20 protein-coding genes and 1 tRNA gene are annotated in these 25375 nt (G+C 50.7%); 11 read left to right on the top strand and 10 right to left on the bottom strand.

What is annotated here, in order from left to right; translation table 11 throughout:
• Positions 1 to 99: 99 nt before the first annotated feature.
• The gene (locus HV237_RS07645) at positions 100 to 1041 is read left to right on the top strand and encodes a formate/nitrite transporter family protein (protein WP_047358774.1); all 942 of its coding nucleotides are present in this window, start codon (positions 100 to 102) and stop codon (positions 1039 to 1041) included.
• 75 nt (positions 1042 to 1116) lie between these two features.
• A tRNA-Arg gene (locus HV237_RS07640) sits at positions 1117 to 1188 on the top strand.
• Positions 1189 to 1241: 53 nt separating this feature from the next.
• Here the strand turns inward: HV237_RS07640 and HV237_RS07635 are convergent.
• Entirely contained in the window at positions 1242 to 1868 is a 627-nt protein-coding gene (locus tag HV237_RS07635) for a DNA-binding protein (protein ID WP_047358775.1), read from the bottom strand.
• A 317-nt stretch (positions 1869 to 2185) separates the two neighbouring features.
• On the opposite strand from HV237_RS07635, the gene HV237_RS07630 reads away from it, so the two are divergent.
• Positions 2186 to 3217 (top strand): isoaspartyl peptidase/L-asparaginase, encoded by a 1032-nt coding sequence (locus tag HV237_RS07630; RefSeq protein ID WP_047358776.1) that lies wholly within the window; start codon positions 2186 to 2188, stop codon positions 3215 to 3217.
• Positions 3218 to 3283: 66 nt separating this feature from the next.
• Here the strand turns inward: HV237_RS07630 and HV237_RS07625 are convergent, their stop codons facing one another.
• Positions 3284 to 5182, bottom strand: coding sequence for a methyl-accepting chemotaxis protein (locus HV237_RS07625; RefSeq protein WP_016153885.1), 1899 nt, complete (start codon positions 5180 to 5182; stop codon positions 3284 to 3286).
• Positions 5183 to 5556: 374 nt separating this feature from the next.
• Between HV237_RS07625 and HV237_RS07620 the strand changes: the two genes are divergently transcribed.
• Positions 5557 to 6096 carry a DUF2058 domain-containing protein gene (locus HV237_RS07620; RefSeq protein ID WP_016157066.1) on the top strand — a complete coding sequence of 180 codons (540 nt, stop codon included), beginning with the start codon at positions 5557 to 5559 and terminating at the stop codon, positions 6094 to 6096.
• A gap of 104 nt (positions 6097 to 6200) precedes the next feature.
• Here the strand turns inward: HV237_RS07620 and pgtA are convergent, their stop codons facing one another.
• From pgtA to pgtC, 3 genes are read right to left on the bottom strand one after another with little or no spacing between them, the layout of a single operon-like run.
• Positions 6201 to 7448 (bottom strand): two-component system response regulator PgtA, encoded by a 1248-nt coding sequence (gene pgtA / locus HV237_RS07615; RefSeq protein WP_016153887.1) that lies wholly within the window; start codon positions 7446 to 7448, stop codon positions 6201 to 6203.
• Positions 7438 to 9432 carry a two-component system sensor histidine kinase PgtB gene (gene pgtB / locus HV237_RS07610; protein ID WP_170973721.1) on the bottom strand — a complete coding sequence of 665 codons (1995 nt, stop codon included), beginning with the start codon at positions 9430 to 9432 and terminating at the stop codon, positions 7438 to 7440. The genes pgtA and pgtB overlap by 11 nt, the downstream gene beginning before the upstream one ends.
• Before the next feature lie 11 nt (positions 9433 to 9443).
• On the bottom strand, positions 9444 to 10643 hold the full coding sequence (pgtC, locus tag HV237_RS07605; RefSeq protein WP_019077323.1) for a phosphoglycerate transport regulator PgtC: 1200 nt from the start codon (positions 10641 to 10643) through the stop codon (positions 9444 to 9446).
• 415 nt (positions 10644 to 11058) lie between these two features.
• Here pgtC and pgtP point away from each other — a divergent pair, with 415 nt between their 5' ends.
• Complete coding sequence (gene pgtP / locus HV237_RS07600; protein WP_016153890.1) at positions 11059 to 12450, top strand: phosphoglycerate transporter PgtP; 1392 nt, start codon at positions 11059 to 11061, stop codon at positions 12448 to 12450.
• A gap of 83 nt (positions 12451 to 12533) precedes the next feature.
• Here pgtP and HV237_RS07595 read toward each other — a convergent pair whose 3' ends face one another.
• Complete coding sequence (locus HV237_RS07595; protein ID WP_019077325.1) at positions 12534 to 12776, bottom strand: DUF2545 family protein; 243 nt, start codon at positions 12774 to 12776, stop codon at positions 12534 to 12536.
• A 442-nt stretch (positions 12777 to 13218) separates the two neighbouring features.
• On the opposite strand from HV237_RS07595, the gene lpxP reads away from it, so the two are divergent.
• Positions 13219 to 14139: a kdo(2)-lipid IV(A) palmitoleoyltransferase gene (gene lpxP / locus HV237_RS07590; protein WP_047358777.1), complete on the top strand. Its 921-nt coding sequence runs from the start codon at positions 13219 to 13221 to the stop codon at positions 14137 to 14139.
• Positions 14140 to 14180: 41 nt separating this feature from the next.
• Here the strand turns inward: lpxP and HV237_RS07585 are convergent, their stop codons facing one another.
• Entirely contained in the window at positions 14181 to 14795 is a 615-nt protein-coding gene (locus tag HV237_RS07585) for a lysozyme inhibitor LprI family protein (protein ID WP_016153893.1), read from the bottom strand.
• Between the two features lie 343 nt (positions 14796 to 15138).
• Here HV237_RS07585 and ypdK point away from each other — a divergent pair, with 343 nt between their 5' ends.
• On the top strand, positions 15139 to 15210 hold the full coding sequence (gene ypdK, locus HV237_RS07580; protein WP_010723117.1) for a membrane protein YpdK: 72 nt from the start codon (positions 15139 to 15141) through the stop codon (positions 15208 to 15210).
• A gap of 66 nt (positions 15211 to 15276) precedes the next feature.
• Here the strand turns inward: ypdK and alaC are convergent, their stop codons facing one another.
• The gene (gene alaC, locus HV237_RS07575; RefSeq protein WP_181541764.1) at positions 15277 to 16515 is read right to left on the bottom strand and encodes an alanine transaminase; all 1239 of its coding nucleotides are present in this window, start codon (positions 16513 to 16515) and stop codon (positions 15277 to 15279) included.
• Positions 16516 to 16902: 387 nt separating this feature from the next.
• On the opposite strand from alaC, the gene HV237_RS07570 reads away from it, so the two are divergent.
• The 3 genes from HV237_RS07570 (at position 16903) to HV237_RS07560 (ending at position 20783) form a co-directional block, all read left to right on the top strand.
• A complete protein-coding gene (locus HV237_RS07570) occupies positions 16903 to 18600 on the top strand; it encodes a sensor histidine kinase (RefSeq protein ID WP_094168717.1) in 1698 nt (565 codons plus the stop codon).
• A 14-nt stretch (positions 18601 to 18614) separates the two neighbouring features.
• The gene (gene ypdB / locus HV237_RS07565; RefSeq protein WP_181541762.1) at positions 18615 to 19298 is read left to right on the top strand and encodes a two-component system response regulator YpdB; all 684 of its coding nucleotides are present in this window, start codon (positions 18615 to 18617) and stop codon (positions 19296 to 19298) included.
• 81 nt (positions 19299 to 19379) lie between these two features.
• Positions 19380 to 20783, top strand: a complete 1404-nt coding sequence (locus HV237_RS07560) for an ISNCY-like element ISKpn21 family transposase (protein WP_001567368.1) — start codon at positions 19380 to 19382, stop codon at positions 20781 to 20783.
• Between the two features lie 28 nt (positions 20784 to 20811).
• Here the strand turns inward: HV237_RS07560 and HV237_RS07555 are convergent, their stop codons facing one another.
• Positions 20812 to 21444, bottom strand: a complete 633-nt coding sequence (locus HV237_RS07555; protein WP_001567369.1) for a hypothetical protein — start codon at positions 21442 to 21444, stop codon at positions 20812 to 20814.
• A gap of 203 nt (positions 21445 to 21647) precedes the next feature.
• Here HV237_RS07555 and HV237_RS07550 point away from each other — a divergent pair, with 203 nt between their 5' ends.
• On the top strand, positions 21648 to 22511 hold the full coding sequence (locus HV237_RS07550) for an AraC family transcriptional regulator (RefSeq protein WP_047358778.1): 864 nt from the start codon (positions 21648 to 21650) through the stop codon (positions 22509 to 22511).
• A gap of 365 nt (positions 22512 to 22876) precedes the next feature.
• Here the strand turns inward: HV237_RS07550 and ptsP are convergent, their stop codons facing one another.
• Positions 22877 to 25372 carry a phosphoenolpyruvate--protein phosphotransferase gene (ptsP, locus tag HV237_RS07545; RefSeq protein WP_047358780.1) on the bottom strand — a complete coding sequence of 832 codons (2496 nt, stop codon included), beginning with the start codon at positions 25370 to 25372 and terminating at the stop codon, positions 22877 to 22879.
• Between the last annotated feature and the right edge of the window lie 3 nt (positions 25373 to 25375).

Here is a 25375-nt window from a genome sequence, read left to right as displayed (position 1 = left end):
AACAAACGTTACCATTTTTGCTATCTCAGACTTTCTCCCGCTGATTTTCGGACAAAAGCCGCTACGCTTTAGCAATACGTGCTAATTCAGGATTCGGCTATGAATGACATTGAGAACGAAAAGATTGATCGGCACAGCGACGAACTCCAGGTCGACAGTGACGAAAAGCTAGAGGGTAAAAAGATTGAGGTCGATGAGGACAGACTCCCCTCCCGCGCCATGGCGATCCATGAACATATCCGCCAGGATGGGGAGAAAGAAATGGAGCGCGACGCGATGGCGCTACTGTGGTCAGCCATCGCTGCGGGACTCTCGATGGGCGCCTCGCTACTGGCTAAAGGAATTTTTCATGTGCAACTGGAAGGTGTGCCTGGGGGATTTTTGCTGGAGAACCTCGGTTATACCTTCGGCTTTATAATTGTCATTATGGCCCGCCAGCAACTGTTTACCGAAAATACCGTCACCGCCGTCCTGCCAGTAATGCAAAACCCTACGCTCGGCAATTTTGGCCTGCTGATGCGCCTGTGGAGCGTGGTTCTGCTGGGTAATATTATTGGCACCGGGGTTGCCGCATGGGCGTTTGAGCATATGCCGATTTTTGATGAAGAAACCCGCGATGCTTTTGTCAAAATCGGCATGGATGTGATAAAAAACACGCCAACGGAGATGTTTTCCAACGCCATCATTTCTGGCTGGTTAATTGCCACAATGGTATGGATGTTTCCCGCCGCCGGGGCAGCAAAAATTGTGGTCATTATTCTGATGACCTGGCTGATTGCGCTGGGCGATACCACGCACATCGTCGTCGGCTCGGTGGAAATTCTCTATCTGGTCTTTAATGGCACGCTGCACTGGAGTGATTTCTTCTGGCCCTTTGCGCTACCAACGCTCGCCGGAAATATCTGTGGCGGAACGTTTATCTTCGCGCTGATGAGCCACGCGCAAATCCGCAATGATATGAGCAATAAACGCAAAGAAGAAGCCAGGTTGCAAGCCAGGCGGGATGAGCAAAAGCAGAAAAACCAGAAAAAACAGGCTTGAATGGTGACGGTTTGAGCAGTTGGGCGGCCTGAGGCTTACCGTTGTGAGTAAAAAACGCTATACTCGTGCCGCTTCGTCCCCTTAGTTAAATGGATATAACGAGCCCCTCCTAAGGGCTAGTTGCAGGTTCGATTCCTGCAGGGGACACTTTTAATTAAATGCATCCGGCTAAATCCTTTCATTTACCTGTCAGTTCATCCCTAAGCCAGGCGATAAAACGGCACATTCCTCACCGTTGCAGTAAGATTGTCGGACACCATTGTCTGCTCAGTAGCTATCCGCATCCCTGATTTTCTCAGCCTCAGTACGTCAGCAGCAATACGTTGGCTGCCAAACCAGAAAAGCCCGTCCAAAGCAGTGACATAAAGGCCTGATTCCAGTGCCAGCTTCAGACGCTCACGCGGTGCTTTCACCGTTTTAGCAATTTGCTGATATGGCGCTTCGCTTGAACCTGCACGATTAATGCGTCGAATACGATGCGACAGGCGGTACTGAAATTCATCCGGTATCCCGCCGAGACTCGCTTTCAGGCTGTAAACACAACCAAAGCGTTTGCCGTTAAAGATTACGTTTTTCTGACTAAGCTGTAGCTCTTCACGAACGCTGGCAATCAGTTGCGGGGTACGGAGTAATAACAAACGGAAAGGCAGCTCAAAGCTGGTCACATAGTCCACATTCAATAAAGCAATACGCAGACGCTCTTCCGGACCCGCCTTCATTTCCCGACATTCAGCAATAACATCAGCCCACTGGCCAGCCAGACGGGAACTTTCAGTCGCCTCAGTAAAGCTGTATTTTTCAGTCTGATAATCAATACGTTCGGTCACTCGGAATTCCCTTCTGGTCACATCTCGGTATTGGTTGCTCACTTTACCAGCGACAGACTGCAACCGGAAGCCTGCGAGTATGGTCAGTGGAATGATAGAAACTTCTGCGGAAACGCTTCATTTTTTGATAAATCAATCATTAAAAATATATTTTGACTAAAATCAATTAACCAAAATTATGATTATTGAAGTATAGCCATAATTAATCTTTAGCCAGTTTGTCAGGAATAAGTTCTCCATAAACAGGCTGATTAATACCGGTAATGAGAAACATTATCGGAAATGATTCATCACTCAGAAAAAAGGAATTTATTCATATGTTCAGAATCAAGACCAGTATCGCTACTTTGACCCTTTGTACCTTACTGACAGCTCCCGCATGGGGAGACGCGCAATCGCCGATAAGGCTGGTGATCCATGGTGGTGCCGGTACCATTACAAAAGATACCATCACACCAGAACAGGAAAAGCAGTATACAGAAAAACTCACTGAAGCTCTGAATGCAGGTTATGCGGTTCTGAATAAAGGCGGTAGCAGCCTGGAAGCCGTTCAGAAAGCGATTAATGTGATGGAAGATTCTCCTCTCTTCAATGCAGGTAAAGGTGCCGTGTTTACCCACGATGGCCGCAATGAACTGGATGCGTCCATTATGGATGGGAAAACCCGAAAAGCCGGTGCCGTTGCCGGTGTAACCACGGTTAAAAACCCAATTAATGCGGCGTATGCCGTTATGACTCAAAGCCCGCACGTACTCATGGTCTCGACAGGCGCGGATACCTTTGCAAAAGAACAGGGACTCGCAACCGTTGATCCTGCTTATTTCAAAACAGATTTTCGCTGGCAGCAATTACAGAATGCAATCCAAAAAGAAAAAGTGCTCCTTGATCACGATGGAAAGAGCGCTGCCCTGTTCGCTGACCCAATGATGTATGACTATATATATGGCACTGTCGGCGCTGTTGCTCTGGATAAAGACGGTAATCTCGCTGCCGGAACGTCTACAGGCGGAATGACCAACAAACGTTACGGACGTGTGGGGGATTCACCTATCATTGGCGCAGGAAATTATGCCGACAATGAAACCGTGGCGGTATCCGCAACCGGCTCAGGAGAAATGTTTATCCGCACGCTGACCGCGTATAACATTGCAGCCCAGGTGAAATACCGCAATACCCCTTTAAAAGACGCAGCGCAGAATGCTCTGGATGAAGTTAAGGCGCTGAATGGCAGCGGTGGAGTAATTGTGCTTGATAAAGCCGGTAATTACACCATGTCCTTCAACTCTGAAGGTATGTATCGGGGAACCATAGGCGATGACGGAAAACCCGTTGTAGCAATTTATCGTTAATACTATTTCCCCGCCAGGGGATGAACCGACCCGGTATGTTGTCCGGGTCGGTTAAACGGCGTCAGGTCAGACAACAAAACGATTGACCAGATCCTTCATGGTGACAGACAGATTGTCCAGGCGCTGGCTGTCGCTTGCGGCCTGAGAAACCAACGCCGCGTTTTGCTGCGTGACCTGCTCCATAGGTCGCAGTGCCAGGTTAATCTGAGTTACCCCTTGCGATTGTTCCGTCGCTACACGAGCGATATCCGCAATATATTGCTTCATGCTGGTGGTATTGTCCGCCGCGGCTTCTAGCGCGGTAGCGGACGCCGTAACCCGCTCAACACCCTCACTAATTTTTACCATATTCTGCGCGACCAGCTCGCGGATCTGATTAGCTTCTTTGGCACAACGCTGCGAAAGATTCCGCACTTCACTGGCGACAACCGCAAACCCCCTGCCCATCTCTCCTGCCCGTGCAGCTTCCACTGCCGCATTCAGCGCCAGCAAGTTAGTCTGAAACGAAATATCGTCTATCGAGGTCACAATATTCGAGATTTTCTCACTGGAAGAGCGAATATCCCCCATGCTTTGATTTGCCGCACTGGCGACGTTACTGGCCTGGCGGACCTCTTTTTCCAGCCTGATTGTCAGATGCTCCGCTTCGCGGGCATTGTCCGCCGTTTGCGTAATCGTCGTGGAGAGCTGTTCCATACTGGCCACCGCTTGTACTATTGATGCTGCCTGTTCATCCGTGCGTTGGGCCAGGTCCTGATTACCCGCCGTAATACTGCTGCTGGCATCGGATAAAACCACGGAGCCTTGTTTAATCTCCTGGACGATATGCTGAATACTTTCCAGCATCGTGTTATAGGCGCGATTAAGTGAGGAAAGCTCATCTTTCCCCGGGGTCGCCAGTCGTTGAGTCAGATCGCCGTTCATACCCGCAATCTTGCGGAGCGTGTCACTAAATTGACGATGCATATTGATAGCGATTGCCCCTGCGAACGCCAATGATGCCAGGAGCGCTAACAAGCTGACAATCATATATATTTGCCAGTTTTTTCGTGCATCCTGCGCGAGTTTTTCCGCATTCGCTAACAGAAGATTCGCCGTCACATCTTCTATCTGCCGCATCACTTCAATACGCTGGGTTTGAACCTTGAACCAGACAGTAGGATCGACATCAAATCCACCGTTCGCGGCATGACTAAACGCGGTTTCGCGTAATGAGAGGGCTTTTGACGCTTCTGTGGACTGTAAGCGGCTTTCCAGCATGGCCGCCTGTTCCGGTGGGCTCAGACGCAACGATTGTGCCAGCCAGACGTTCTGTTTACTGACGACATCACTGAGTTGATGTAACTGCCCCTCGGCGAAATGACCGGAGGAAAAGATATTTGACAGCAGCGCGCGTTCAATACCTGCCTGTTCTTTCAAATTCAGCAAGTTGTAGTAGGCGGCGAATGCGTTCGCCATCTCGCCTGAATCCGTCAACTGTCCCAACCTGCCCACAAAACTCAGCACATCAGCAATGACATTAGTATAAAACTTAACGACATCGGAGGCCGGAAGCCCCAATCGCGTGACGTTTTCCCGGATGGTGGCAAGCGACAGAATGTTTTTCTTAAACGTGGTGACAGAATTGGCGGCATCCCCTTCTGGTAATGCAGTATCGGACAGTGAACGCACAAAGACCTCGATCTCGCGATCGGTTAAAGCCCGCTGCGCGGTTAACTCATCTTTGAACGTCTTCCCTTCAGCCCCCAGAAATCCGACGCTCATTCCCCGTTCTTTTTGCAGCTCATGCACCACATTTCCGGCACTACGCGCGAGCGCTGTCAGTTGAGCAATATTTTCCATCTGCCGTTCTGTCTCAATGCGCGTCAATATTCCTGAACCAGCAAACCAACATAACGCCAATAATAGTGGTTGTAGCGCGATTATTAACTTCATTTTCATCGGCATTCGATAAACCCACCACATGCCACTTCCCTCCATTGTCCATATTTTCATTATGGTTATCGGCACAATGAGGCTGCACTTTAAATTTGATCAAGAGACAACTGATTGTTTTTTAGATTAAATACCTGCCAAAATAACTCTATTTGATTATGACAATCAGGATAAATCACTGAAATATTTATTTTTATGATATCTATTCTCAAGATAGTTAAATAATTCAGCATATTATTTCTTATTAAAAAACGAGTTAACTATCAACACGATTCGGAAAGGGAGTAAGACACAGAACGGTGACGCCTACTGGAGATAACCGTCGTGGCACGGCCATTTTCTGGCATCCCGCCGAACGTTAAGGTTATAATCCTGACAACGATTTTATTGGATTAGAAGCGACGATGACAAAACTTACCCTACAAGAACAGATGCTTAAGGCAGGTCTGGTCAGCAGCAAAAAAGTGGCCAAAGTGCAAAGAACGGCGAAGAAATCGCGCGTTCAGGCTCGCGAAGCCAGAGAAGCGGTTGAAGAGAATAAAAAAGCGCAAATTGAGCGCGACAAGCAGCTCAGCGAACAGCAGAAACAGGCCGCGCTGTCTAAAGAATATAAAGCCCAGATCAAGCAACTGATTGAAATGAATAAAATCACCATTACCCGTGGCGATATTGGTTACAACTTTACTGATAATAACCTGATCAAAAAAGTCTATGTTGATAAGGTGACTCAGTCTCAGCTGATCAAGGGCCGTCTGGCCATTGCCCGACTGACGGCTGAAAGCGGCAACGATAGCGAATACGCCATTATCCCGGCTGTCGTCGCCGACAAGATTGCGCAGCGCGATGCAAGTTATATCGTTTTAAATTGCGAGCTGAGCCAGGAAGCGAAGGACGAAGACGATCCGTATGCTGATTTTGTCATCCCTGATGATTTGATGTGGTAAGAAAAACAACCAGATAATCACCCGGACTTCCGTTGCCTATTTCGGTGAACGCCAACGCCGCCACCGAAATACTCTCGACGTCCCTTCTCCCCCAATTCTGTCGACTAAAACTTATAGTGTTCTTTGCTCAGCCCGTATTTTCTCATGCGTAAATACAATTTTTTACGCGGGATTTGTAAATACTCCGCCACTTCATTAATGCGCCCCTGATGAATATTTAGCGCTTCAGTAATGATCTGTCGCTCGTACTCTTCAACCCGCCGATCGAGCGGTGTTGGTTCAGGCAGATGCAGCTGCGGATTCGCGGTTTCAGCCAGCGGGAGTAGCCCAACGGCAAAAAGCTCGGCGGCATTCGCCAGTTCCCGGACATTACTTAACCACACGCGACGCCGCATGCCTTTCAGTAACTCCCCTTCAACCTCGGGCACGGGATGGTTCAGGCGCAGACAGGCTTTCTGCAGGTAATGACGAAACAGCGGCTCAATATCATCCGGACGCTGTGACAGCGGCTGGCAACCGATTTGCGTCATCGCAAAACAGTAGTAGAGTTCGGCCACAATCTGGTTGGTTGCCGCCAGTTCCACTAACGATGTGTCACCAATGCCTATCAGACGAAACGGACGCCGCTCCTGGCTTTGCAGATGCACCAGATGGTGCTGCTGTTCACGTGTCAGGCACTCAATATGGCTCAGGACCAGCGTTCCTCCTTGCGCCTGTGCAATAAGGTCATTGAGTAGTCCCGCGTTCCCGGGCGTTAGTTCACCGCGGATAAACGGCCCATCAGCGCTGCGCCCAAGCTGATGCAAATACCGGGCTCCGGTCATACGTCCTGTCCCCGGCTCGCCATAAAACCAGACGGCAATATCCGTTTCCGCCAGGTGTTGCAGACGTTGACGATACTGATTGACCCAGTCACTGTAGCCGAGCAGTTCAACCTGAAGCTTTTGCTGGCAATAATGGCGACGGGCAATCACGGATTGTCTCTGACGCAGCGCATCCTCTACCAGCGACAGCAGTTTGCCGGGGTCGACCGGTTTTTGCAGAAAGTCCCATGCGCCTTTCTTTACTGCCTCCACCGCCATCGGGACATCGCCATGCCCGGTGATAAGCAGAATAGGGAGCTGATTATCATCCTGATGAAACAACGTCATCAGGTCTATTCCATTGCAGCCAGGCATACACACATCGCTCAGAACAATCCCCGGCCAGTCGGCTTGCAGCCAGTTTCGGGCATCAAAAGGGTTATTGCATGCATAGACACGGTACCCCTCTTGTTCAAGCAACAGAGTGTAAGCGTCGAGAACATCGGCATCATCATCAATCAGCAGAACAGAATAGTCATCACACAACATCGTTTACATCCGTCAGATTAAATTGCAGAACGACGCAGGCATTACGCCCCGGTGTCGATGCCAGGCGCAGCTCGCCGTTCATTTGCCCCATTAACGATACACAAATCGATAAGCCAATACCGAGCCCCACATCCTTACTGGTGGTAAACGGCTTTAACAGTGATGGCAATAACGCCTCAGGCCAGCCGGGGCCGTTATCGCAGACAAAGACGCACAATCGGCTGCCCTCAGCCTGCCAGTGAACCTCTATTTGCGCGCCAGTCGGACTGGCATCAAGCGCATTTGCCAGTACGTTTACCAGCACCTGCTGAATACGCACTTCATCACCTGTCACCCATACACTCTGGGCTGGAAGCGTCAGCGTACCCTGCTGAGGCTTATGCCGCATGGCCAACAGTTCCCAGGCGGCGCTGAATGTTTGTCGCAGATCGACCGGATGCAAAGGCGCGCCCGGCTCGGCCCGACGTGCAAACTGACGCAGCGAACGGATAATGGCATCAATACGGGTAATCAGCCCCTCCGCTTTGGTTAACGTACTTCTGGCCTGAGCGGATTGTCCTTGTTCAATTGCCCTTCCCGCCGTAAACAGGTACATCGACAGCGCATTCAGCGGTTGGTTAATCTCGTGCGCCAGCGTGGTCATGGTCTGTCCCACCACTGCCAGTTTTGCCGTCTGGATCAGTTCATCCTGCGTTGCCCGGAGATCGGACTCTATCTCCTTGCGCTCTGTCACTTCCTGCTCCAGCTGATTTTTTTGCGCACTCAACTGGCCCAGAGTATGGCGCAGCAATCCTGCGATGCGCCCGAGCTCATCGCGCCCATAAACCGGGATGGTGGCATCCGTTCTGCCAAGACCAATTTGCACCACGGCCTGGTTGAGTGCGGTAAAACGCTTCACCAGACGGGAACGAATAAAGTAATGGTTGAGCCCCCAGGCGAGAAGTAGCGCCAGCAGCGTCGCCAGCAGAATAAGTCCACCGCTGACGCGAACAATTTGTTCCAGCCGCTGGTTAAACATCTGCATTTGCTGATGGCTACTCCCCAACTGCGCCTCAAGCAGTGTCCGAAAGCGCCCGAGCGTTGCCTCTCTGGCATGGTTAGCATCAACGAGCGCTTTTTGCGCGGCGACATAATCGCGCATGGTATCGGGCATTTTATTTTTCATCATCCCGATTTCCAGTAACTCATCAATGGTTTGCCGCAGGGTGATAGTACTGGGCCAGTCATCGAGGGTACGGATATTTTCATCCGCCGTTTTCTTCAGGTTCTCCAGATAGCGGATATGATTCTCCACCAGCATTCCGTCGTCGCTACCCGACTTCAGTTCATTGAGCCTGTCGCGTAAATCATCCACGATCTGATTTTCAATTCTTGCCAGGGTGTAAACCTGCTGCTGCTCGTTTTGTACCTCTCTGGCACGTTTGAGATACTGCGCTGCATCGCCGTTTTTGGCCTCAATTTGATCCAGCAACGTCCCCTGCTGCCAGGTAAAATCCTGCACCAGCGAATTCAGCTCGGTAGTAAAATCATCATGTAGCCAGTCGATGCGCGCGGAGAGTTCACTCACCTTTTCGCGCACGAGGAACATGTTGTAGAGCACCCGGTCCAGCTCCGCCATCAGCGCCCGGCTGTCTTGCAAAATCACCGCCAACTGCTGTTGTTCTGCCGATTGTAATCCCCGGCTCAGCACCTCAATTTTGTCCAGATGAGAAATAATTTGATTGCGCAGTTGCAGCCTCACCGTGGTGTTGGGGGCCAACAGGAATTCATTAAGCTGATCCACAACCAGGTTGAGATTTCCTTCTATCAAAAAAGCGGAATGTACGCGCGGGAAGTAATCATCAAGTGAATAGCGTATCTGCGAGCTCTGCTCATGCCAGGAGTACAAACTGACGCAGCTTACGCTCAACGTCAGTAATGCGCCCGTCAGAAACGCTCCCCGCAGGCTGCTGCTGATGCTGAGCTGGCGCAGGCGTTGCAGTATCGAACCACCTTTCATTTTAACTCTTCCAGTTTGGATATCGCCTGACGCTGATTTTTAAGAAACCAGAGCTGCCACTCCATCATCTGCTGTTCGGCTACGCTTTTATTCTCAAATTGCGCAAGCCAGGCCTCATCTTCACTACTTCTGGCGTCTATCGGGACGCTGGTCAGTAATGCTCTGATTTCGGGTAGCGGGCGTTTCAGGCGCGCTTCCGCACTGTATAGCGCCCGCCAGGCATCTTTCAGTTGCGCGAGTCGAAAACTGATGGCGGTATCAAACATCCGCTGCACCAGCTGTTGCCGCTTAAGGATCAGCCGATAATTAAGCGCGGGCTGGCTCATCAAAATAGCCTGCTGAGCGGCGCGTGGGTTATCAGGCGCGAGCTGCGTGACCGGATATTTCCCCGTGTTCGCATCCGCAAGGATCCGCTGTCCTTCCGGGCTTAACAGATAGCGGATAAAGCGACGCGCTTCGTTGGGGTGCTGGCTATTCTTGAGTACGGCAACATAGGTGGGTGACACCGCCGAGCGAGGGAAATAGGTAAAAGTAAGGTGCGGATCGTTAAGCAACAGGTTGGCATAGTTATCAATAACCGGCCCCGCCACGCCCAGACCGCTCTTAATTTTGTCGGCCACGCCAAAACTGCGTGATGAAATCGTTACCAGATTACCGGCGCTGGCCAACAGCGTCGCCCAGCCCTCTTCCCACCCTTTCTGTTGCAGCAGCGACTCAACCATCAGGTGGTTGGTATCGGAACGCGACGGGCTACTCATCAACAGCGCGTTCTGATATTTAGGCTGCGTTAAATCCCCCCAGTCGGCAGGCGGCGGAAGATGCCGCGCCGCCAGCGCAGAACGATTAATCAACAGGCCAAACCCTGATATCGCCACAGCCACGGAGGTCGAGCGAATCGAGTCTGGCACCAGCCGCTGGCTTTCAGGCAGCGCATTATCGAAAGGCGCCAGCTTCTGGTGCTCCTGAAGATGCTGCAACAGCATGGGTGATGAGGTCAAAATCAGATCGACGTTTTCCGCATTCGCAGTATCCAGCAACTGTTCCAGCGAACCGCTGGTCCGGTTTAACGTGCGAATCATCACTGACCCTGGCTCCGTCTGCCAGCGCTGGATAATCCAGGCCGTGGCCCCTGGGGAAAAGGTGGTCGCCATCACCAGCTCTTTACCCAGGACCTGGCAGCTCGCCGACAGCGACATAAAACAGAGCAAGAATGCCCAAAAACGCCCCCGGCCCAACAGTCTGTTTGTGATCCCGTTCATAAATACCAACATGTACAAAAAATAATATTGAGACAAAACTTACCCGTTTATCACCGCTGGGGGGAAGAATAAGGTTATTCGTAGAATAACCAAACGGAAAGTGACGACATCAGTAAAGAATACCCGAAAATGCAGTCTGAATTTGTTAATACCCGCACACGCCGATGATAAAAATTCCCGTGAAAGAATAGAATTGAAAATCCATTATTAAAAAAGAGTCAAAATCTGCCACGCCGCCCGAAAATTGAGTCAATAGTGACACATTTCATCAACTTGAGTTTCTTCGCCGTCTATTTCACTCTTCACTGCGAAAAATCCTGATATTCACATCAATAAAAAATTAGGTGATGATATGTTATCAATATTTAAGGCAGGACCAGCGGCGAATAAAGTCCCGGCGGAGAAAGTCCAGGCAACTTATGGCCGATACCGCATTCAGGCATTACTCAGCGTATTTCTTGGCTATCTTGCGTACTATATTGTGCGCAATAACTTCACGCTTTCGACTCCATACCTGAAGGAGCATCTGGATCTCAGCGCTACGCAGATTGGTTTACTCAGCAGCTGCATGCTTATTGCCTATGGGATCAGTAAAGGCATTATGAGCAGTCTGGCAGACAAGGCCAGCCCGAAAGTCTTCATGGCATGCGGCCTGATCCTGTGCGCTATCGTCAACGTAGGCCTGGGGTTCAGTACCGGATTCTGGATATTTGCCGCGCTGGTCGTTTTCAACGGTTTGTTTCAGGGGATGGGCGTTGGCCCTTCATTTATTACCATCGCTAACTGGTTTCCACGTAAAGAACGTGGACGCGTTGGCGCATTCTGGAATATCTCACACAACGTTGGCGGTGGTATTGTCGCCCCGATTGTTGGCGCCGCGTTTGCCATTTTGGGGAGCGAACACTGGCAAAGCGCCAGCTATATTGTTCCGGCCTGTGTTGCCGTACTGTTTGCTTTTATTGTGCTGATGCTGGGGAAAGGTTCACCGCGTCAGGAGGGCTTACCGGCTCTGGAACAAATGATGCCGGAAGAAAAAGTCGTATTAAATTCCCGACACGCTGTCCAGGCGCCAGAAAATATGAGTGCCTTCCAGATCTTCTGCACCTATGTATTGCGTAATAAGAATGCCTGGTATGTTTCACTGGTAGACGTCTTTGTCTATATGGTGCGTTTTGGTATGATTAGCTGGCTGCCAATTTATTTATTAACCGAAAAACATTTCTCGAAAGAGCAAATGAGCATAGCTTTTCTGTTTTTCGAATGGGCGGCAATTCCTTCCACATTACTGGCGGGTTGGCTCACCGATAAACTGTTTAAAGGCCGTCGCATGCCGCTGGCCATGATCTGTATGGCGCTGATTTTCGTCTGCCTGATCGGTTACTGGAAAAGTGAATCGCTGCTGATGGTCACTATTTTTGCCGCCATCGTGGGTTGCCTGATTTATGTTCCGCAGTTCCTGGCCTCCGTTCAGACCATGGAAATCGTCCCCAGCTTCGCAGTAGGTTCTGCGGTAGGGTTACGCGGATTCATGAGCTACATTTTTGGCGCATCGCTGGGAACCAGCCTGTTTGGCGTGATGGTCGATAAAATGGGATGGCATGGCGGCTTCTATCTGTTGATGGGCGGGATTGTCTGCTGCATCCTGTTCTGCTACCTCTCTCATCGCGGCGCGCTGGAACTCGAACAACAGCGGAAAAACGCTCAGCAAGAGGAAGCGTCACTCCAGTTGGCTGATGCCCGGTAGCCGATTTCAGTCTCGCAAAAAGTGCCAGCGATGCTGGCACTTCAATACATTCAGATAAAGAATAAATAGCTCAACGTGATAATTTATTGCTTACCGTAACCCACCATAAAGCGGATGATCAAACCGCATGCTGGGGCAAGAAAAAGGAATAATCCGGTAACCATCTCGTTACCATTGGTCAACTGCATAGTAAAAACGTAAATTAATGCCGTGAGTATGGCCATGCCGATAAAAGCACTTATTGACGCCGCAGTCCCCATAACCTGCCAGATATAGCAACTGACGCTCAGAATGCTCAACGCGAGAAAGATCCAAAAATAGAACATAGCGATACCTCCTGTTTGCCGTAAAAATTTACGTAAGTCCTTACACTCCCTTGAGTTTATATTCTAAGACAATTCCCAATGGTTCGCAATTTAAGCAACATTTTCGTTACAAAAATCACTCAATCGCTGACTACTAATTTATTCGACAGCCGTTTATTTAATCGTCATAAAAACAACACATTATATATCGACTCATTTTTGACCTTAATCGCCGTAAAAACATTTACGCATCTTGAGTAATTATTTCTGGCTGACATTAATATTCGGGTGTACATTGAGCGTCCGATCATTCATGCCCCTTCCTGGTTTTGTCCTGACTCAGTTTTACACTCTTTACAGGAACCAATGTCGTTCATGGCGGCCTAACGATCAGTACAGACTGTAAAGCGGCAGACTAAAGAATCTTCGCGATACACCTATTTCGTATCAACAACAGGTGCTTATGTTCCCCCAATGTAAATTTTCACGCGCGTTTTTGCATCCGCGCTACTGGCTCACATGGTTTGGCGTCGGTGTGCTCTGGTTACTGGTACAGCTTCCCTATCCCGTATTGTGTTTTCTTGGTACCCGTACAGGAACGCTGGCTCGTCCATTTTTAAAGCGCCGTGAATCTATTGCTCATAAAAATCTCGAACTCTGTTTCCCAAATCTGTCGCAAGAAGAAAGAGACAAACTGGTCGATGAGAACTTCCGTTCACTCGGCATGGCGCTGCTTGAAACGGGTATGGCCTGGTTCTGGCCGGATCGCCGGGTACGCAAATGGTTTGATGTAGAAGGGCTGGACAACCTGCAACGCGCACAGATGCAAAACCGTGGCGTGATGGTGGTAGGCGTACACTTTATGTCACTCGAGTTGGGTGGTCGCGTAATGGGACTTTGCCAACCGATGATGGCAACCTATCGTCCGCACAATAATAAGTTGATGGAGTGGATCCAAACCCGCGGTCGTATGCGCTCCAACAAGGCCATGATCGGCAGAAATAATCTGCGCGGTATTGTCGGCGCCCTGAAAAAAGGGGAAGCGGTATGGTTTGCCCCCGATCAGGACTACGGTCGTAAAGGGAGTTCATTCGCCCCCTTCTTCGCAGTCAAAAACGTCGCGACCACCAACGGTACTTACGTGCTGTCACGCTTATCGGGCGCAGCGATGCTGACCGTAACCATGGTGAGAAAAGCAGATAACTCCGGTTACCGCCTGTACATCACGCCAGAAATGGAAGGTTATCCAACAGATGAAAGCCAGGCAGCGGCGTATATGAACAAAATTATCGAAAAAGAGATCATGCGCGCACCCGAGCAGTATCTCTGGATCCACCGTCGCTTCAAAACTCGCCCGATGGGTGAAGCCTCGTTGTACATCTAAAAAGAAAGGCCGAAAGGCCTTTCTTTTTTTCTGCGCCTGAATTACTTCACGCCCCACTTGTTCTGTAATTCAGCCATTCGCTCATTGTAGTTACGGGCTATACACGCTGGCTTATCCTGCTCTTTCCAGCATTCGTTACGCCCTTTCACCCAGCCGCGTTGCTCTGCTTTGAGCGTCGGGTTATTACTCGATTTCACCAGCGCCTGCTTGTAGGCCCCGTTCAATGCCAAATCCATGGCTGAGAGCGAAGGACTTTGACAGATAACCTCTTCGATACTGCCCTTTGCTACCGCAGAACAGGAAAAAGAAGGGCCGTTGCTGGTCGATTTCTTTGCCCCTGAAAAGTCGATATTGTCTTCAGGCAGGCAAATCCCGTGCTTACGATTAGGCCCGGTCCAGGAAACGTCCGGATTCCCGTCATCTTTACGGGAGATAGACACGGTATTGTTACCGCTTTTTGCTTCCCAGTAATTTTCATTGAAGGCCTTTACCGTCGCCTTAGTGCCATCAATCCAGATATTGCCTTTACCATCACTATTCACACCACCAATACTTGCGCAGCTGAAATTGAATGCCATCGGCGAGGCCGCCATCGACGTCACTGGCGTAAGAACGAGTGCTAACATCATTAATCTGGTCATTTTTAACCTTTTCATAATCTCATTCCGCGAAAAATTAACCGCATTAACATCATGGAGATATGAGAATTCTCCGAGTAAACATTTCGTCGCTCAATAGCAATTTATTACCGACAGAAATTAAACTGTCGCCGAATCACGACACTTGTAAGTTATTAAAATTAAATAAAAAAATGCCTCTTGTCTCACCTCATTTTTAGGCGTACATTAGCGCCGTCTGGAGCATAAAAGCTCAGAATTCTGAGGTGATGCAGACAAGCAAACGAAGGGAATTCTCCATTTCGTTTACGCGTGCATCAGCTCTCTGTCAGGTTAGCATATGTTCATTTAGACGTACCTCAGGTACGCGGAGAGATGAAAAGTGAAATATTTCTTTATGGGCATTTCTTTTATGGTCATCGTTTGGGCCGGTACTTTCGCCCTGATGATCTAAATTAAAAGACGCAGCAAAAAAAACAGGAGCCTGATGGCTCCTGTTTGCTTTTGGGAAAACGTGTTGTTAGTCGGTACTTTCAGTGGCCGATTTTGCACTGGCAGGCAGTAAGCCATCGGCGCGGAACATTGCTTTGATGCCACGGATCGCCTGGCGGGTACGGTCGCGGTTTTCAATTAACGCAAAGCGCACGTGCGTATCGCCATAATCACCAAAACCAATCCCCGGCGAAACGCATACCTTCGCCTCGTTCAGCAGTTTCTTGGCAAATTCAAGTGAGCCCATCGCGGCATATTGCTCTGGGATTTTCGCCCAAACGTACATCGAGGCCTTGGGCATCTCGACCATCCACCCGGCTTCATGCAGCCCCTTAACCAGCACATCTCGACGACGTTTATATTGCTCAGCAATATCCCGCACGCACTGCTGATCGCCTTCCAGCGCGGCGATTGCTGCAACCTGCAACGGAGTAAAGGTTCCGTAATCGTGATAGCTCTTAATGCGAGCCAGCGCGTTCACCAGCGTTTTGTTACCTACCATAAAACCGATACGCCAGCCCGCCATGTTGTAGCTTTTCGATAGGGTGAAAAACTCCACCGCGACATCACGAGCGCCCGGTACCTCCATAATCGACGGCGCTTTCCAGCCATCGTAGACGATATCGGCATAGGCCAGGTCATGAACCACCAGCACGTCATAGCGTTTAGCCAGGGCCACAACTTTTTCGAAGAACTCCAGCTCGACGCACTGCGCAGTCGGGTTGGAGGGAAAACCTAAGATCATCATCTTCGGTTTCGGGTAGCTTTCGCGAATCGCGCGCTCCAGCTCATTAAAGAAATCGACGCCTTCGACCAGCGGCACTGAGCGTACCTGCGCGCCGGCAATCACCGCGCCATAAATATGGATCGGATAGCTCGGGTTCGGTACGAGGACCGTATCGCCGTGATCCAGCGAGGCCAGCATCAGGTGCGCCAATCCTTCTTTCGAGCCAATCGTCACAATCGCTTCGGATTCCGGATCGATCTCAACGTCATAGCGTTCCTGGTACCAACGGGAAATTGCCCGACGCAGACGCGGAATGCCGCGCGAGGTGGAGTAACCGTGCGTATCCGGGCGCTGCGCCACGGTACAGAGTTTTTCGACAATGTGAGGAGGCGTGGCCCCATCCGGGTTCCCCATGCTGAAATCGATAATATCTTCGCCGCGCCGACGCGCAGCCATCTTCAGTTCAGCAGTAATGTTAAAAACGTAAGGGGGAAGGCGATCAATACGCGTAAAGCGACGTTCAGGGCGGGAGTCAGCCATAATATCCTCAGATTAACGTTAGCGCCCGGACCGTCCGAGCGACGCTGCCACGATGGTGGCACGTTTAGAAAATAGCCTGAATAATTTCCTTCTGTCGAGAGGCAAAACAAAATATTTTTTATTGAGGTAAAAGAGGAATATCCAGAAAAAATGAGGAAATAAAATTTTTCACACTCCGCTTAAAATTACCACCATTTAACATTTTATTGTTAAACATATTACTTTGCGCGCTCCGTTGACAGGACAGGCATTGTAAATACAACAATCATGCAACAATCCCCTTTTAATACTAAGGTTTTTCCCCATTAGCCACAGGCTGCGCGGGTGCTGGTCATCCAGCCTCAGGTTACCTATCATAGAGGTTTAACCCTTGCGCAAGAGTCACCCGTGCACGAAATATTCAATATGCTGCTGGCGGTATTCGACCGGGCAGCGCTGATGCTGTTCTGTCTGTTTTTCCTGATTCGTATCCGCCTGTTTCGCGAACTGTTGCACAAGTCAGCCCACTCCCCGAAAGAGCTGCTCGCCGTTACCGCGATTTTCTCAATGTTTGCCCTGTTCAGTACCTGGTCCGGCGTACCGGTTGAAGGCTCACTGGTTAACGTACGTATTATCGCCGTCATGTCAGGGGGAATTCTGTTCGGTCCCTGGGTCGGTATCATTACAGGCCTGATCGCGGGCACCCACCGCTACCTGATCGACATCGGCGGCGTAACCGCCCTGCCCTGCTTTATCACCAGCATTCTGGCAGGCTGCATTGCCGGCTGGATCAACCGTAGGATCCCCAAAGCGCAACACTGGCGTGCGGGTATTTTAGGCGGAATGCTGTGCGAATCTCTGACCATGATCCTCGTCGTCGCCTGGGCGCCCACCACCGAACTGGGGCTGGATATCGTCTCGAAGATCGGCATCCCAATGATTCTTGGTAGTGTCTGCATTGGTTTTATCGTCATGCTGGTGCAAAGCGTGGAAGGCGAGAAAGAAGCCAGCGCCGCGAAGCAGGCTAAGCTGGCTCTGGATATCGCCAACAAAACTCTGCCGCTTTTTCGCCAGGTCAATAGCGAATCGCTTCGCCAGGTGTGCAAAATTATTCGCCATGATATCCATGCTGATGCCGTCGCTATTACCAACACCCAGCACGTGCTGGCCTACGTTGGCGTGGGTGAACTTAACTACCGCGATAATGATGATTTCGTCAGTCCGACTACGCAACAGGCGATCAATTACGGAAAAATTATCATTAAAAACAATGATGAAGCGCACCGTACGCCGGAAATACACTCCATGCTGGTGATTCCGCTTTGGGAGAAAGGTGTTGTCACCGGTACGCTAAAAATCTACTACTGTCACGCCCACCAGATAACCTCCTCGCTACAAGAAATGGCCATCGGCCTGTCGCAAATTATCTCGACTCAGTTGGAAGTCTCCCGGGCGGAGCAGCTACGCGAAATGGCAAATAAGGCAGAGCTGCGTGCGCTACAAAGTAAAATAAATCCCCATTTCCTGTTTAACGCCCTGAACGCAATTTCATCGTCGGTGCGACTGAATCCAGACACAGCGCGCCAGCTGATTTTTAATTTATCGCGCTATCTTCGCTATAATATTGAATTAAAAGACGATGAGCAGATCGACATCAAAAAAGAGCTGTATCAAATCAAGGATTACATCGCCATCGAACAGGCCCGTTTTGGCGACAAGCTGACGGTTATTTATGATATCGATGAAGAGGTAAGCTGTTATATTCCCAGCCTGCTGATTCAGCCGCTGGTAGAGAACGCTATCGTCCATGGGATTCAGTCCTGCAAAGGAAAAGGGGTGGTCACCATCAGCGTTGCGGAGTGCGGTAATCGGGTACGAATTGCCGTGCGGGATACGGGCCACGGTATCGATCCAAAAGTGATTGAACGGGTCGAATCCAATGAAATGCCGGGCAATAAAATTGGTCTGTTGAATGTGCATCATCGCGTTAAGCTGCTCTACGGCGAGGGCCTCCATATCCGCCGTCTGGAGCCAGGCACTGAGATTGCCTTTTATGTGCCTAATCAGCACTCGCCCGCAGCCGCACCGGCCACATTGTTGCTTTAACCAGGAGTGAAGTCGTGAAAGTCATCATTGTTGAAGATGAATTCCTGGCCCAACAGGAACTTAGCTGGCTGATAAAAGAGCACAGCCAGATGGAGATTGTCGGCACATTTGACGACGGTCTGGACGTGCTGAAATACCTCCAGCACAACCGCGTTGACGCCATTTTTCTGGATATCAATATTCCCTCGCTGGATGGCGTCCTGTTGGCGCAAAACATCAGCCAGTTCGCGCACAAGCCCTTTATTGTCTTTATTACCGCGTGGAAAGAGCACGCTGTTGAAGCCTTTGAACTGGAGGCTTTTGACTACATCCTGAAGCCGTATCAGGAATCACGCATCGTCGGCATGCTGCAAAAGCTGGAAGCAGCCTGGCAGCAACAGCAAACGGGAATTTCGCCTGCCAGTCCGGTGACCCGCGAAAACGATACAATCAATCTGATCAAAGATGAGCGGATCATCGTGACCCCGATCAACGACATCTACTACGCAGAAGCCCATGAAAAGATGACGTTTGTCTACACCCGGCGCGAATCGTACGTGATGCCGATGAACATCACTGAATTTTGCAGCAAATTGCCTGCTTCGCATTTCTTCCGCTGCCACCGCTCGTTCTGTGTGAATCTGAATAAAATCCGCGAGATCGAACCCTGGTTTAACAACACCTACATTTTGCGCTTAAAAGATGTAATGGCTCAATAGTAATGTCCGCCTGTGGCTCAATTCAGATGTCCGCGCTATGGTAAGCTTCACTGGTCCGTTTAAACTACCGGGAGGCATATCATGAGCGCAGAAAGCTCAGGAGTGTTTACTTTGAAAGAGATCAACCGGATCAAGATTATACAGGACGTCATTGAACGTCGCATCACAACGCGCCGTGCGGCCGAGCACCTCGGTATCAGCGACAGGCAATGCCGCAGACTTCTTGCCCGTTACCGTGAAGGCGGACCGCTTGGTATGGCCAGCAGACGATGTGGCATGCGTGGTAACCGCCAGTTGCCACCCGGGCTCGCAGATCAGGCTCTGGAACTGATCAAGACGCGTTATGCTGATTTCGGTCCGACTCTGGCGCGTGAAAAGCTCGAAGAACTCCACGGACTGTTTCTTGGCAAAGAAACTGTCCGGCGCATCATGGTGCGGGCTGGCTTATGGGTTCCCCGTAAACAACGTGCCGCAAGGATCCCTCAACCACGGTACCGGCGTCCGTGTACTGGTGAGCTGATACAAATAGATGGCTGTGATCACGACTGGTTTGAAGGCCGTGGCCCGGCCTGCACCGCGCTGGTCTATGTTGATGATGCAACCAGCAAACTGATGGAACTGTTGTTTGTTAAATCGGAGTCCACGTTTTCTTACTTCGAAGCCACGCGGCGCTATATCGATAAGCATGGTAAACCGCTGGCACTGTACAGCGATAAAGCCGGTGTTTTTCGTGTTAACAATAAACACGCCACAGGCGGAGACGGGCATACTCAGTTTGGGCGAGCCATGCATGAACTGAACATCCAGACTATCTGTGCAGAAACCAGTCCCGCCAAAGGGCGTGTAGAACGAGCTCACCTCACTTTACAGGATCGTCTGGTCAAAGAGCTGCGGTTACAGGGCATTTGTTCAATGGAGGCTGCAAATGACTTCGCTGAGGCCTATATGGCTGACTATAACCGCCGTTTTGGCAAAGTACCGCGACATGATTTTGACGTACACCGTGCTGTAGAACATGATGAGGACCTGGGGCTTATTTTCACTGTTCGTGAAAAACGTAAAGTCTCAAAATCGTTGACGATACAATATGATAAAATGTTGTACCTGATTGAAGACAGCGAACTGAGTCGCCGTGCAATAGGTAAATATATCGATGTGTATCACTATCCTGATGGCAGAAAAGAGCTGCGCCTGAACGGTACGCTACTTCCCTACTCTACCTACGACCGACTGTCAGAAATCGACCAGGGCGCGATTGTCGATAACAAGCGTCTTGGCCGAACCCTGGAGTTTATCAGTCTGGTGCAGAGCAAGCGGGATAACACGCGCTCTCAGTCAATTCCCGCTGGAGATGGCCCTTCCCGACGACGGCCAAAGCAGGAAGGGAAGAAATCCCAGCGCTCACTGGATAATGATGACATGCTCGAAGCACTCAAACAGCTTCAGTCACGTTCAGAGGACATTTTTGGTAAAAGAGCCCGCTGATGGTACTCACTGGCCGGACAGTGGTTGCTCACCAGTTGATATTGTCCGGCCAGACCCATGATGTATTATTCATTTCGTTCAGCATCTTTATGTCCTGCTTTTCACGGGCATACTTACCCCATAATGAATGAAAAGAACGAACAATACTGATTAACTGCTTTTTTCTTTGCTCCGGAGATAGGCTGATAAAATAGCAGCACCTGCTGTCAATATTATCCTCAATGAAATTAAAATCAGAGTCTGATGCATATTTTACTGTTAGCATAATATCATTCGACGTTGTTCTCTCAGACTCTGTTAATGCTGATTCTATCAGGTATTCAAAGGCATACATGACAGACAGCTGGTTTTTGTCTGTCTGAATATAACCCATTGAGTTTCTGAGTATTGAGGACTGTACCAGGACCAGAGGCCATAAAAGCTCAACACCATAAAGCTTATATGTATCATGTTGATCATACTGATGTTGCTCAACACGACGATTACCTTCCCGTGCTTTACGAATATCATAGGCAAGGGATAACATAAATCCGTCTTTAACTTTAATCAGTGGGCTTTCATCCACGATGTAATGAATGAGTTCATGTAATTCATTCAGGGCTTCTGAATCTCCCCACAGTATAAAACCTGCATTGTTCGGCGTTAACTCGTATCGAAGCATGGGCTCAATCATCCTGTTGTTTCAGTCGGAGGAAAGTCTATCAGTAAAGAGAATGAGAGATCAAAGTGGTCATTTTAATTGAGCTGGATAACGGACATTTCAATTGAGCCTTGACAAAAGATCTGGAATTTGAAATCCCGGTGAGTCGGAGTAAAGTGAAAGAGTTCAGGCAGTTAATGCACTTATAGCGCAGAGAAAGAGTGATGAAAGAGCCAGGCCTCCCCGCAGACCAACAGTTTTTCGCCGATCTGTTCAGCGGCCTGGTATTGAACCCGCAGCGTCTTGGCCGCGTGTGGTTCGCGTCCCAGCCCCCCACGTTTCCGTCCGGCAGTTTGTGTATTGACCTTCCGCGCCTCGATATCGTGCTGCGTGGCGAATACAGTAATCAACTGGAAAAACAGCAGCATAGCCTGCCTGAAGGCGACATGCTGTTTATCCCGGCGAAAGCGGCGAATTTGCCCGGCAGCGATAACCCCGTGATGCTACTGAGTCTGGTGTTTTCTCCGGCCTGGCTGGGGCTCTCTTTTTACGATAATCGAACGGCATCGCTGTTACGTCCTATCCGCCGTATTGAGTTACCACATCCGCAGCGCGGCGAAGGCGAGGCGATGCTCACCGCATTAACCCATTTAAGCCGCTCTCCTCAGGCCCAGGATATTATTCAGCCGCTGGTGCTTAGCCTGCTGCATCTGTGTCGTAGCGTGGTGAATACCCGCCCTGACACAGAGCGTCCGCGCGCTGAATTTCTCTATCACAGTATGTGTAACTGGGTGCAGGATAACTATGCCCAACCGCTGACCCGGGAAAGCGTAGCGCAGTTTTTTAATATCACGCCCAACCACCTGTCAAAAGTGTTTGCCCAGCACGGCACCATGGGGTTCATCGAGTACCTGCGGTGGGTCAGAATGGCGAAGGCGCGCATCATCTTACAGAAATACCATCTGTCGATTAGCGAAGTCGCACAGCGGTGCGGGTATCAGGACAGTAATTATTTCTGCCGCCTGTTCCGGCGTCAGTTTGGCCTGACGCCGGGAGAGTACAGCGTACGTTTTCAGTCAGCACGTTAAGTGAGACAACACCAACAGGTTAGTAATATCCGTTTGCATCGTTGTAAAATAACGGCATGTAGCTCCCCCTGCAGGCTTACTCAATAAAGTGAATATGCGATGAAAAACAGACGTGCACTCTCCCTGATGTGTTTTCAGATGCTGGAATCAGGTGCGGATCGTCAGACCGTGAAAAGAGCCCTTACCTCCCGCCGTGTTAAAGCTCGCCAAGCGGTGGTTCTGCTCTGCAAGCAAGAAATGACGCTCTTAAGAGCCGGGAAACTGTCGGTGCCAAACGCGCCGCATTGATGATGTCGCTTTCCGGTCGCGTTCATCCAGCCTGCAACCAGATCGTCGCAGGCTGGAGAGCGCTCTTTCAATGAAGCTTAAAACGTCAGTTCCGCCTCCAGCAACGCGAGAATACTGTCGGCATTTTCAGCGGCAAACAACGACTGGCGGAACGGCTTGTTCACCAGCTTACGCGCCAGCTGCGAGAAGACCTTCACGTGGTTAATGCCTTCATCAGCTCCCAGCGTCAGCATGATAACCAGTTCCACTTCGCCCATCTCTGACTGCCAGTCAACGGGATGAGCAAGCCGGGCAATACTGATGCTGGAATGGCGGATCCACTGGGACTTAGTGTGCGGAATAGCCACACCAAAACCGACAGCAGTGGTGACTATCTCTTCGCGCTGCCAGATATCTTCCTCCAGCTCAAACGGATGTTCAGTTCGCCCATTAACACCCAGATTGCCGCACAGGAACTGAATCACCTGCTCTTTGTTACTCAGAGATTCACCAACAAAGATGTTCTCCCGCGCCAGCAGCGGACGCACGTCTTTCTGCGGTGCAAACTGGTTGAGCAGATCTTCTATCTCTTGAGCGCTACGGCACTCACAGGCCCGTATGGCGAGTTCACGGCATGCCTGGCCCTCCAGTTGACGAAGCTGACTTTTCACCGCCGGAATACGTGGACTGCTCATGCTCAGCTCGTCGAGTCCTAAGCCCAGTAGCAGCGGTAAATAGCGTCCTTCGCCCCCCAGTTCGCCGCAAATGCCCACCCATTTACCGCGTTCGTGCGCCACGCGGACAATCTGCTGCAACATTCGCAGGAACGACGGCGTAATCGGGTTGTACAACGGCGAAACGCGCGGGTTATTACGATCGACGGCGTACAGGTACTGGGTCATGTCGTTTGAACCAATACTGAAGAAATCCACCTCATCGCAGAAATGGTCGATGATGTAACACACCGACGGCACTTCAACCATAATCCCCAATGAAATTGTCGGAGCATGGCGTAAACCGACGGCTTTCAGTGCCACCAGCGCTTTTTGCAGTTCGCTTTTTACCCACAAAATCTGGTCAAGGCTGTGCACCATTGGGATCATCAGCTGCGCATTGCCGAAGGTTGCCGCACGTAAGATGGCGCGCAGCTGCGTGCGAAACAGTCCGGCAAACTCTGGATAAATTCGCACCGCGCGGTAGCCCAGGAACGGATTCTCTTCCTGCGGAATATTGAGGTAACGGATATTTTTATCCCCCCCAATATCCATGGTGCGAAAGATAACCGGCTTGTCGCCCGCGGCCAATAAGACCTGCTGGTAGGCTTCAAACTGTTCCTGCTCGTCGGGAGCGCTGTCGCGGTCCATAAACAGCATTTCAGTACGAAACAGCCCAATCCCTTCCGCGCCATTGGCAAACGCCCCCGGCGCTTCCAGCGCGGTACCGATATTCGCTGCAACATCAATACGCTGATTATCTTTGGTCAGCGCGGGCTGGGCGGCATCCAGCGCCTGCCGCCGCTGGCATTCATCGGCCAGCTTCTGCGCAATCGCGTAATAACCGCGAACCGCGTCGTCTGGATTGATGGCCAGTACCCCACAGCGGGCATCCAGTACCGCATGCTGGCCTGCATAGCGGCTAATGGCCTCCAGCGGCAAGCCGCTAAGCACCGGTATAGCCGACGCGCGAGCGAGGATCAGGGTATGCGAGGTGCGCCCTGTTTTCTCCAGGATCATGCCTGACAGATGCTGCAAATTGAGGCTTAAAAACTGGCTGGGCGTCAAATCCTCAGCGACCAGAATCGTCGGCTTATTCAGCACCAGCGCATTGCGCGGACGTCTTTCAGGCCAGGTGATGTGCAGCAGTTGTTCGCTGATATCACGGATATCGCTAACGCGCTCGCGCAGGTAATCGCTACCGGAGGCCGACAGCTTGTCGCACACCTGCTCCATATTGGCGATAATCGCCGCCCCTAACCCCAGATGCTGCTCCAGCATTAAGCGACGAATATTCCCGGCAAACTCGTCGTCCTGAATCAGAGACAGATGGGCGCTGAGGATGGTTTTACTCTCACCCTCACGCTCGCGCAGTTGCTGATTGAGCTGTTCGGCAAGCGTCGCCAGACTATGCTCCAGCCGGGTATTGTCTTCCGCACTCGGCGCAATCGCGCGATAGATTTCCAGATTATCGCTCTGCCAAAGCGTGAGCGAACCCGCCCCTACGCCCCCTGCAAGCACGGTGCCATAAAGAAGGTCTGGGTTGAGGCGAATCAGCGAACGCGGCAACGGATGCGCCGCCAGTTCCGCCGGCGTCGGCTGAACGCTGTCGCTGTCAATAAACCGGTGCAGGAGGTACTCCTCCAGCTCTCGCCGGGCCAGTTCTTCATCGCGACCGGTGATGGTTAAGCTACAACTGTCATTAAACAGCGTCCCGGTGCCAATCAGCGCCAGCGAGCTTTTCGCATCAGCCCTGGCGTTCTGGCGATGGTTAAGAAATATCACCTCACTTTGCCACCGGCTGCACTGCTCTTTCAGCTCCCACGCCGGACGCGCATGCAGGCCATTGGGTAGCGGGCAAAGAAATTGAATCGTTAGCATAAC

This window comes from Citrobacter sp. RHBSTW-00570 (assembly GCF_013739755.1).
Taxonomy (GTDB): domain Bacteria; phylum Pseudomonadota; class Gammaproteobacteria; order Enterobacterales; family Enterobacteriaceae; genus Citrobacter; species Citrobacter braakii.
Note: the sequence above shows the minus strand (reverse complement) of the source record. Positions and strands in the feature narration are given on the sequence as shown.

Excerpts from the sequence above, each read along its gene's own strand:
- HV237_RS07645 (WP_047358774.1), top strand. The coding sequence starts at position 100 with ATGAATGACATTGAGAACGAAAAGATTGATCGGCACAGCGACGAACTC.
- HV237_RS07630 (WP_047358776.1), top strand. The coding sequence starts at position 2,186 with ATGTTCAGAATCAAGACCAGTATCGCTACTTTGACCCTTTGTACCTTA.
- HV237_RS07625 (WP_016153885.1), bottom strand. The coding sequence starts at position 5,182 with ATGTGGTGGGTTTATCGAATGCCGATGAAAATGAAGTTAATAATCGCG.
- HV237_RS07620 (WP_016157066.1), top strand. The coding sequence starts at position 5,557 with ATGACAAAACTTACCCTACAAGAACAGATGCTTAAGGCAGGTCTGGTC.
- pgtA (WP_016153887.1), bottom strand. The coding sequence starts at position 7,448 with ATGTTGTGTGATGACTATTCTGTTCTGCTGATTGATGATGATGCCGAT.
- pgtC (WP_019077323.1), bottom strand. The coding sequence starts at position 10,643 with ATGTCGCTGTCGGCGAGCTGCCAGGTCCTGGGTAAAGAGCTGGTGATG.
- pgtP (WP_016153890.1), top strand. The coding sequence starts at position 11,059 with ATGTTATCAATATTTAAGGCAGGACCAGCGGCGAATAAAGTCCCGGCG.
- HV237_RS07595 (WP_019077325.1), bottom strand. The coding sequence starts at position 12,776 with ATGTTCTATTTTTGGATCTTTCTCGCGTTGAGCATTCTGAGCGTCAGT.
- lpxP (WP_047358777.1), top strand. The coding sequence starts at position 13,219 with ATGTTCCCCCAATGTAAATTTTCACGCGCGTTTTTGCATCCGCGCTAC.
- HV237_RS07585 (WP_016153893.1), bottom strand. The coding sequence starts at position 14,795 with ATGAAAAGGTTAAAAATGACCAGATTAATGATGTTAGCACTCGTTCTT.
- alaC (WP_181541764.1), bottom strand. The coding sequence starts at position 16,515 with ATGGCTGACTCCCGCCCTGAACGTCGCTTTACGCGTATTGATCGCCTT.
- HV237_RS07560 (WP_001567368.1), top strand. The coding sequence starts at position 19,380 with ATGAGCGCAGAAAGCTCAGGAGTGTTTACTTTGAAAGAGATCAACCGG.
- HV237_RS07555 (WP_001567369.1), bottom strand. The coding sequence starts at position 21,444 with ATGCTTCGATACGAGTTAACGCCGAACAATGCAGGTTTTATACTGTGG.
- HV237_RS07550 (WP_047358778.1), top strand. The coding sequence starts at position 21,648 with ATGAAAGAGCCAGGCCTCCCCGCAGACCAACAGTTTTTCGCCGATCTG.
- ptsP (WP_047358780.1), bottom strand. The coding sequence starts at position 25,372 with ATGCTAACGATTCAATTTCTTTGCCCGCTACCCAATGGCCTGCATGCG.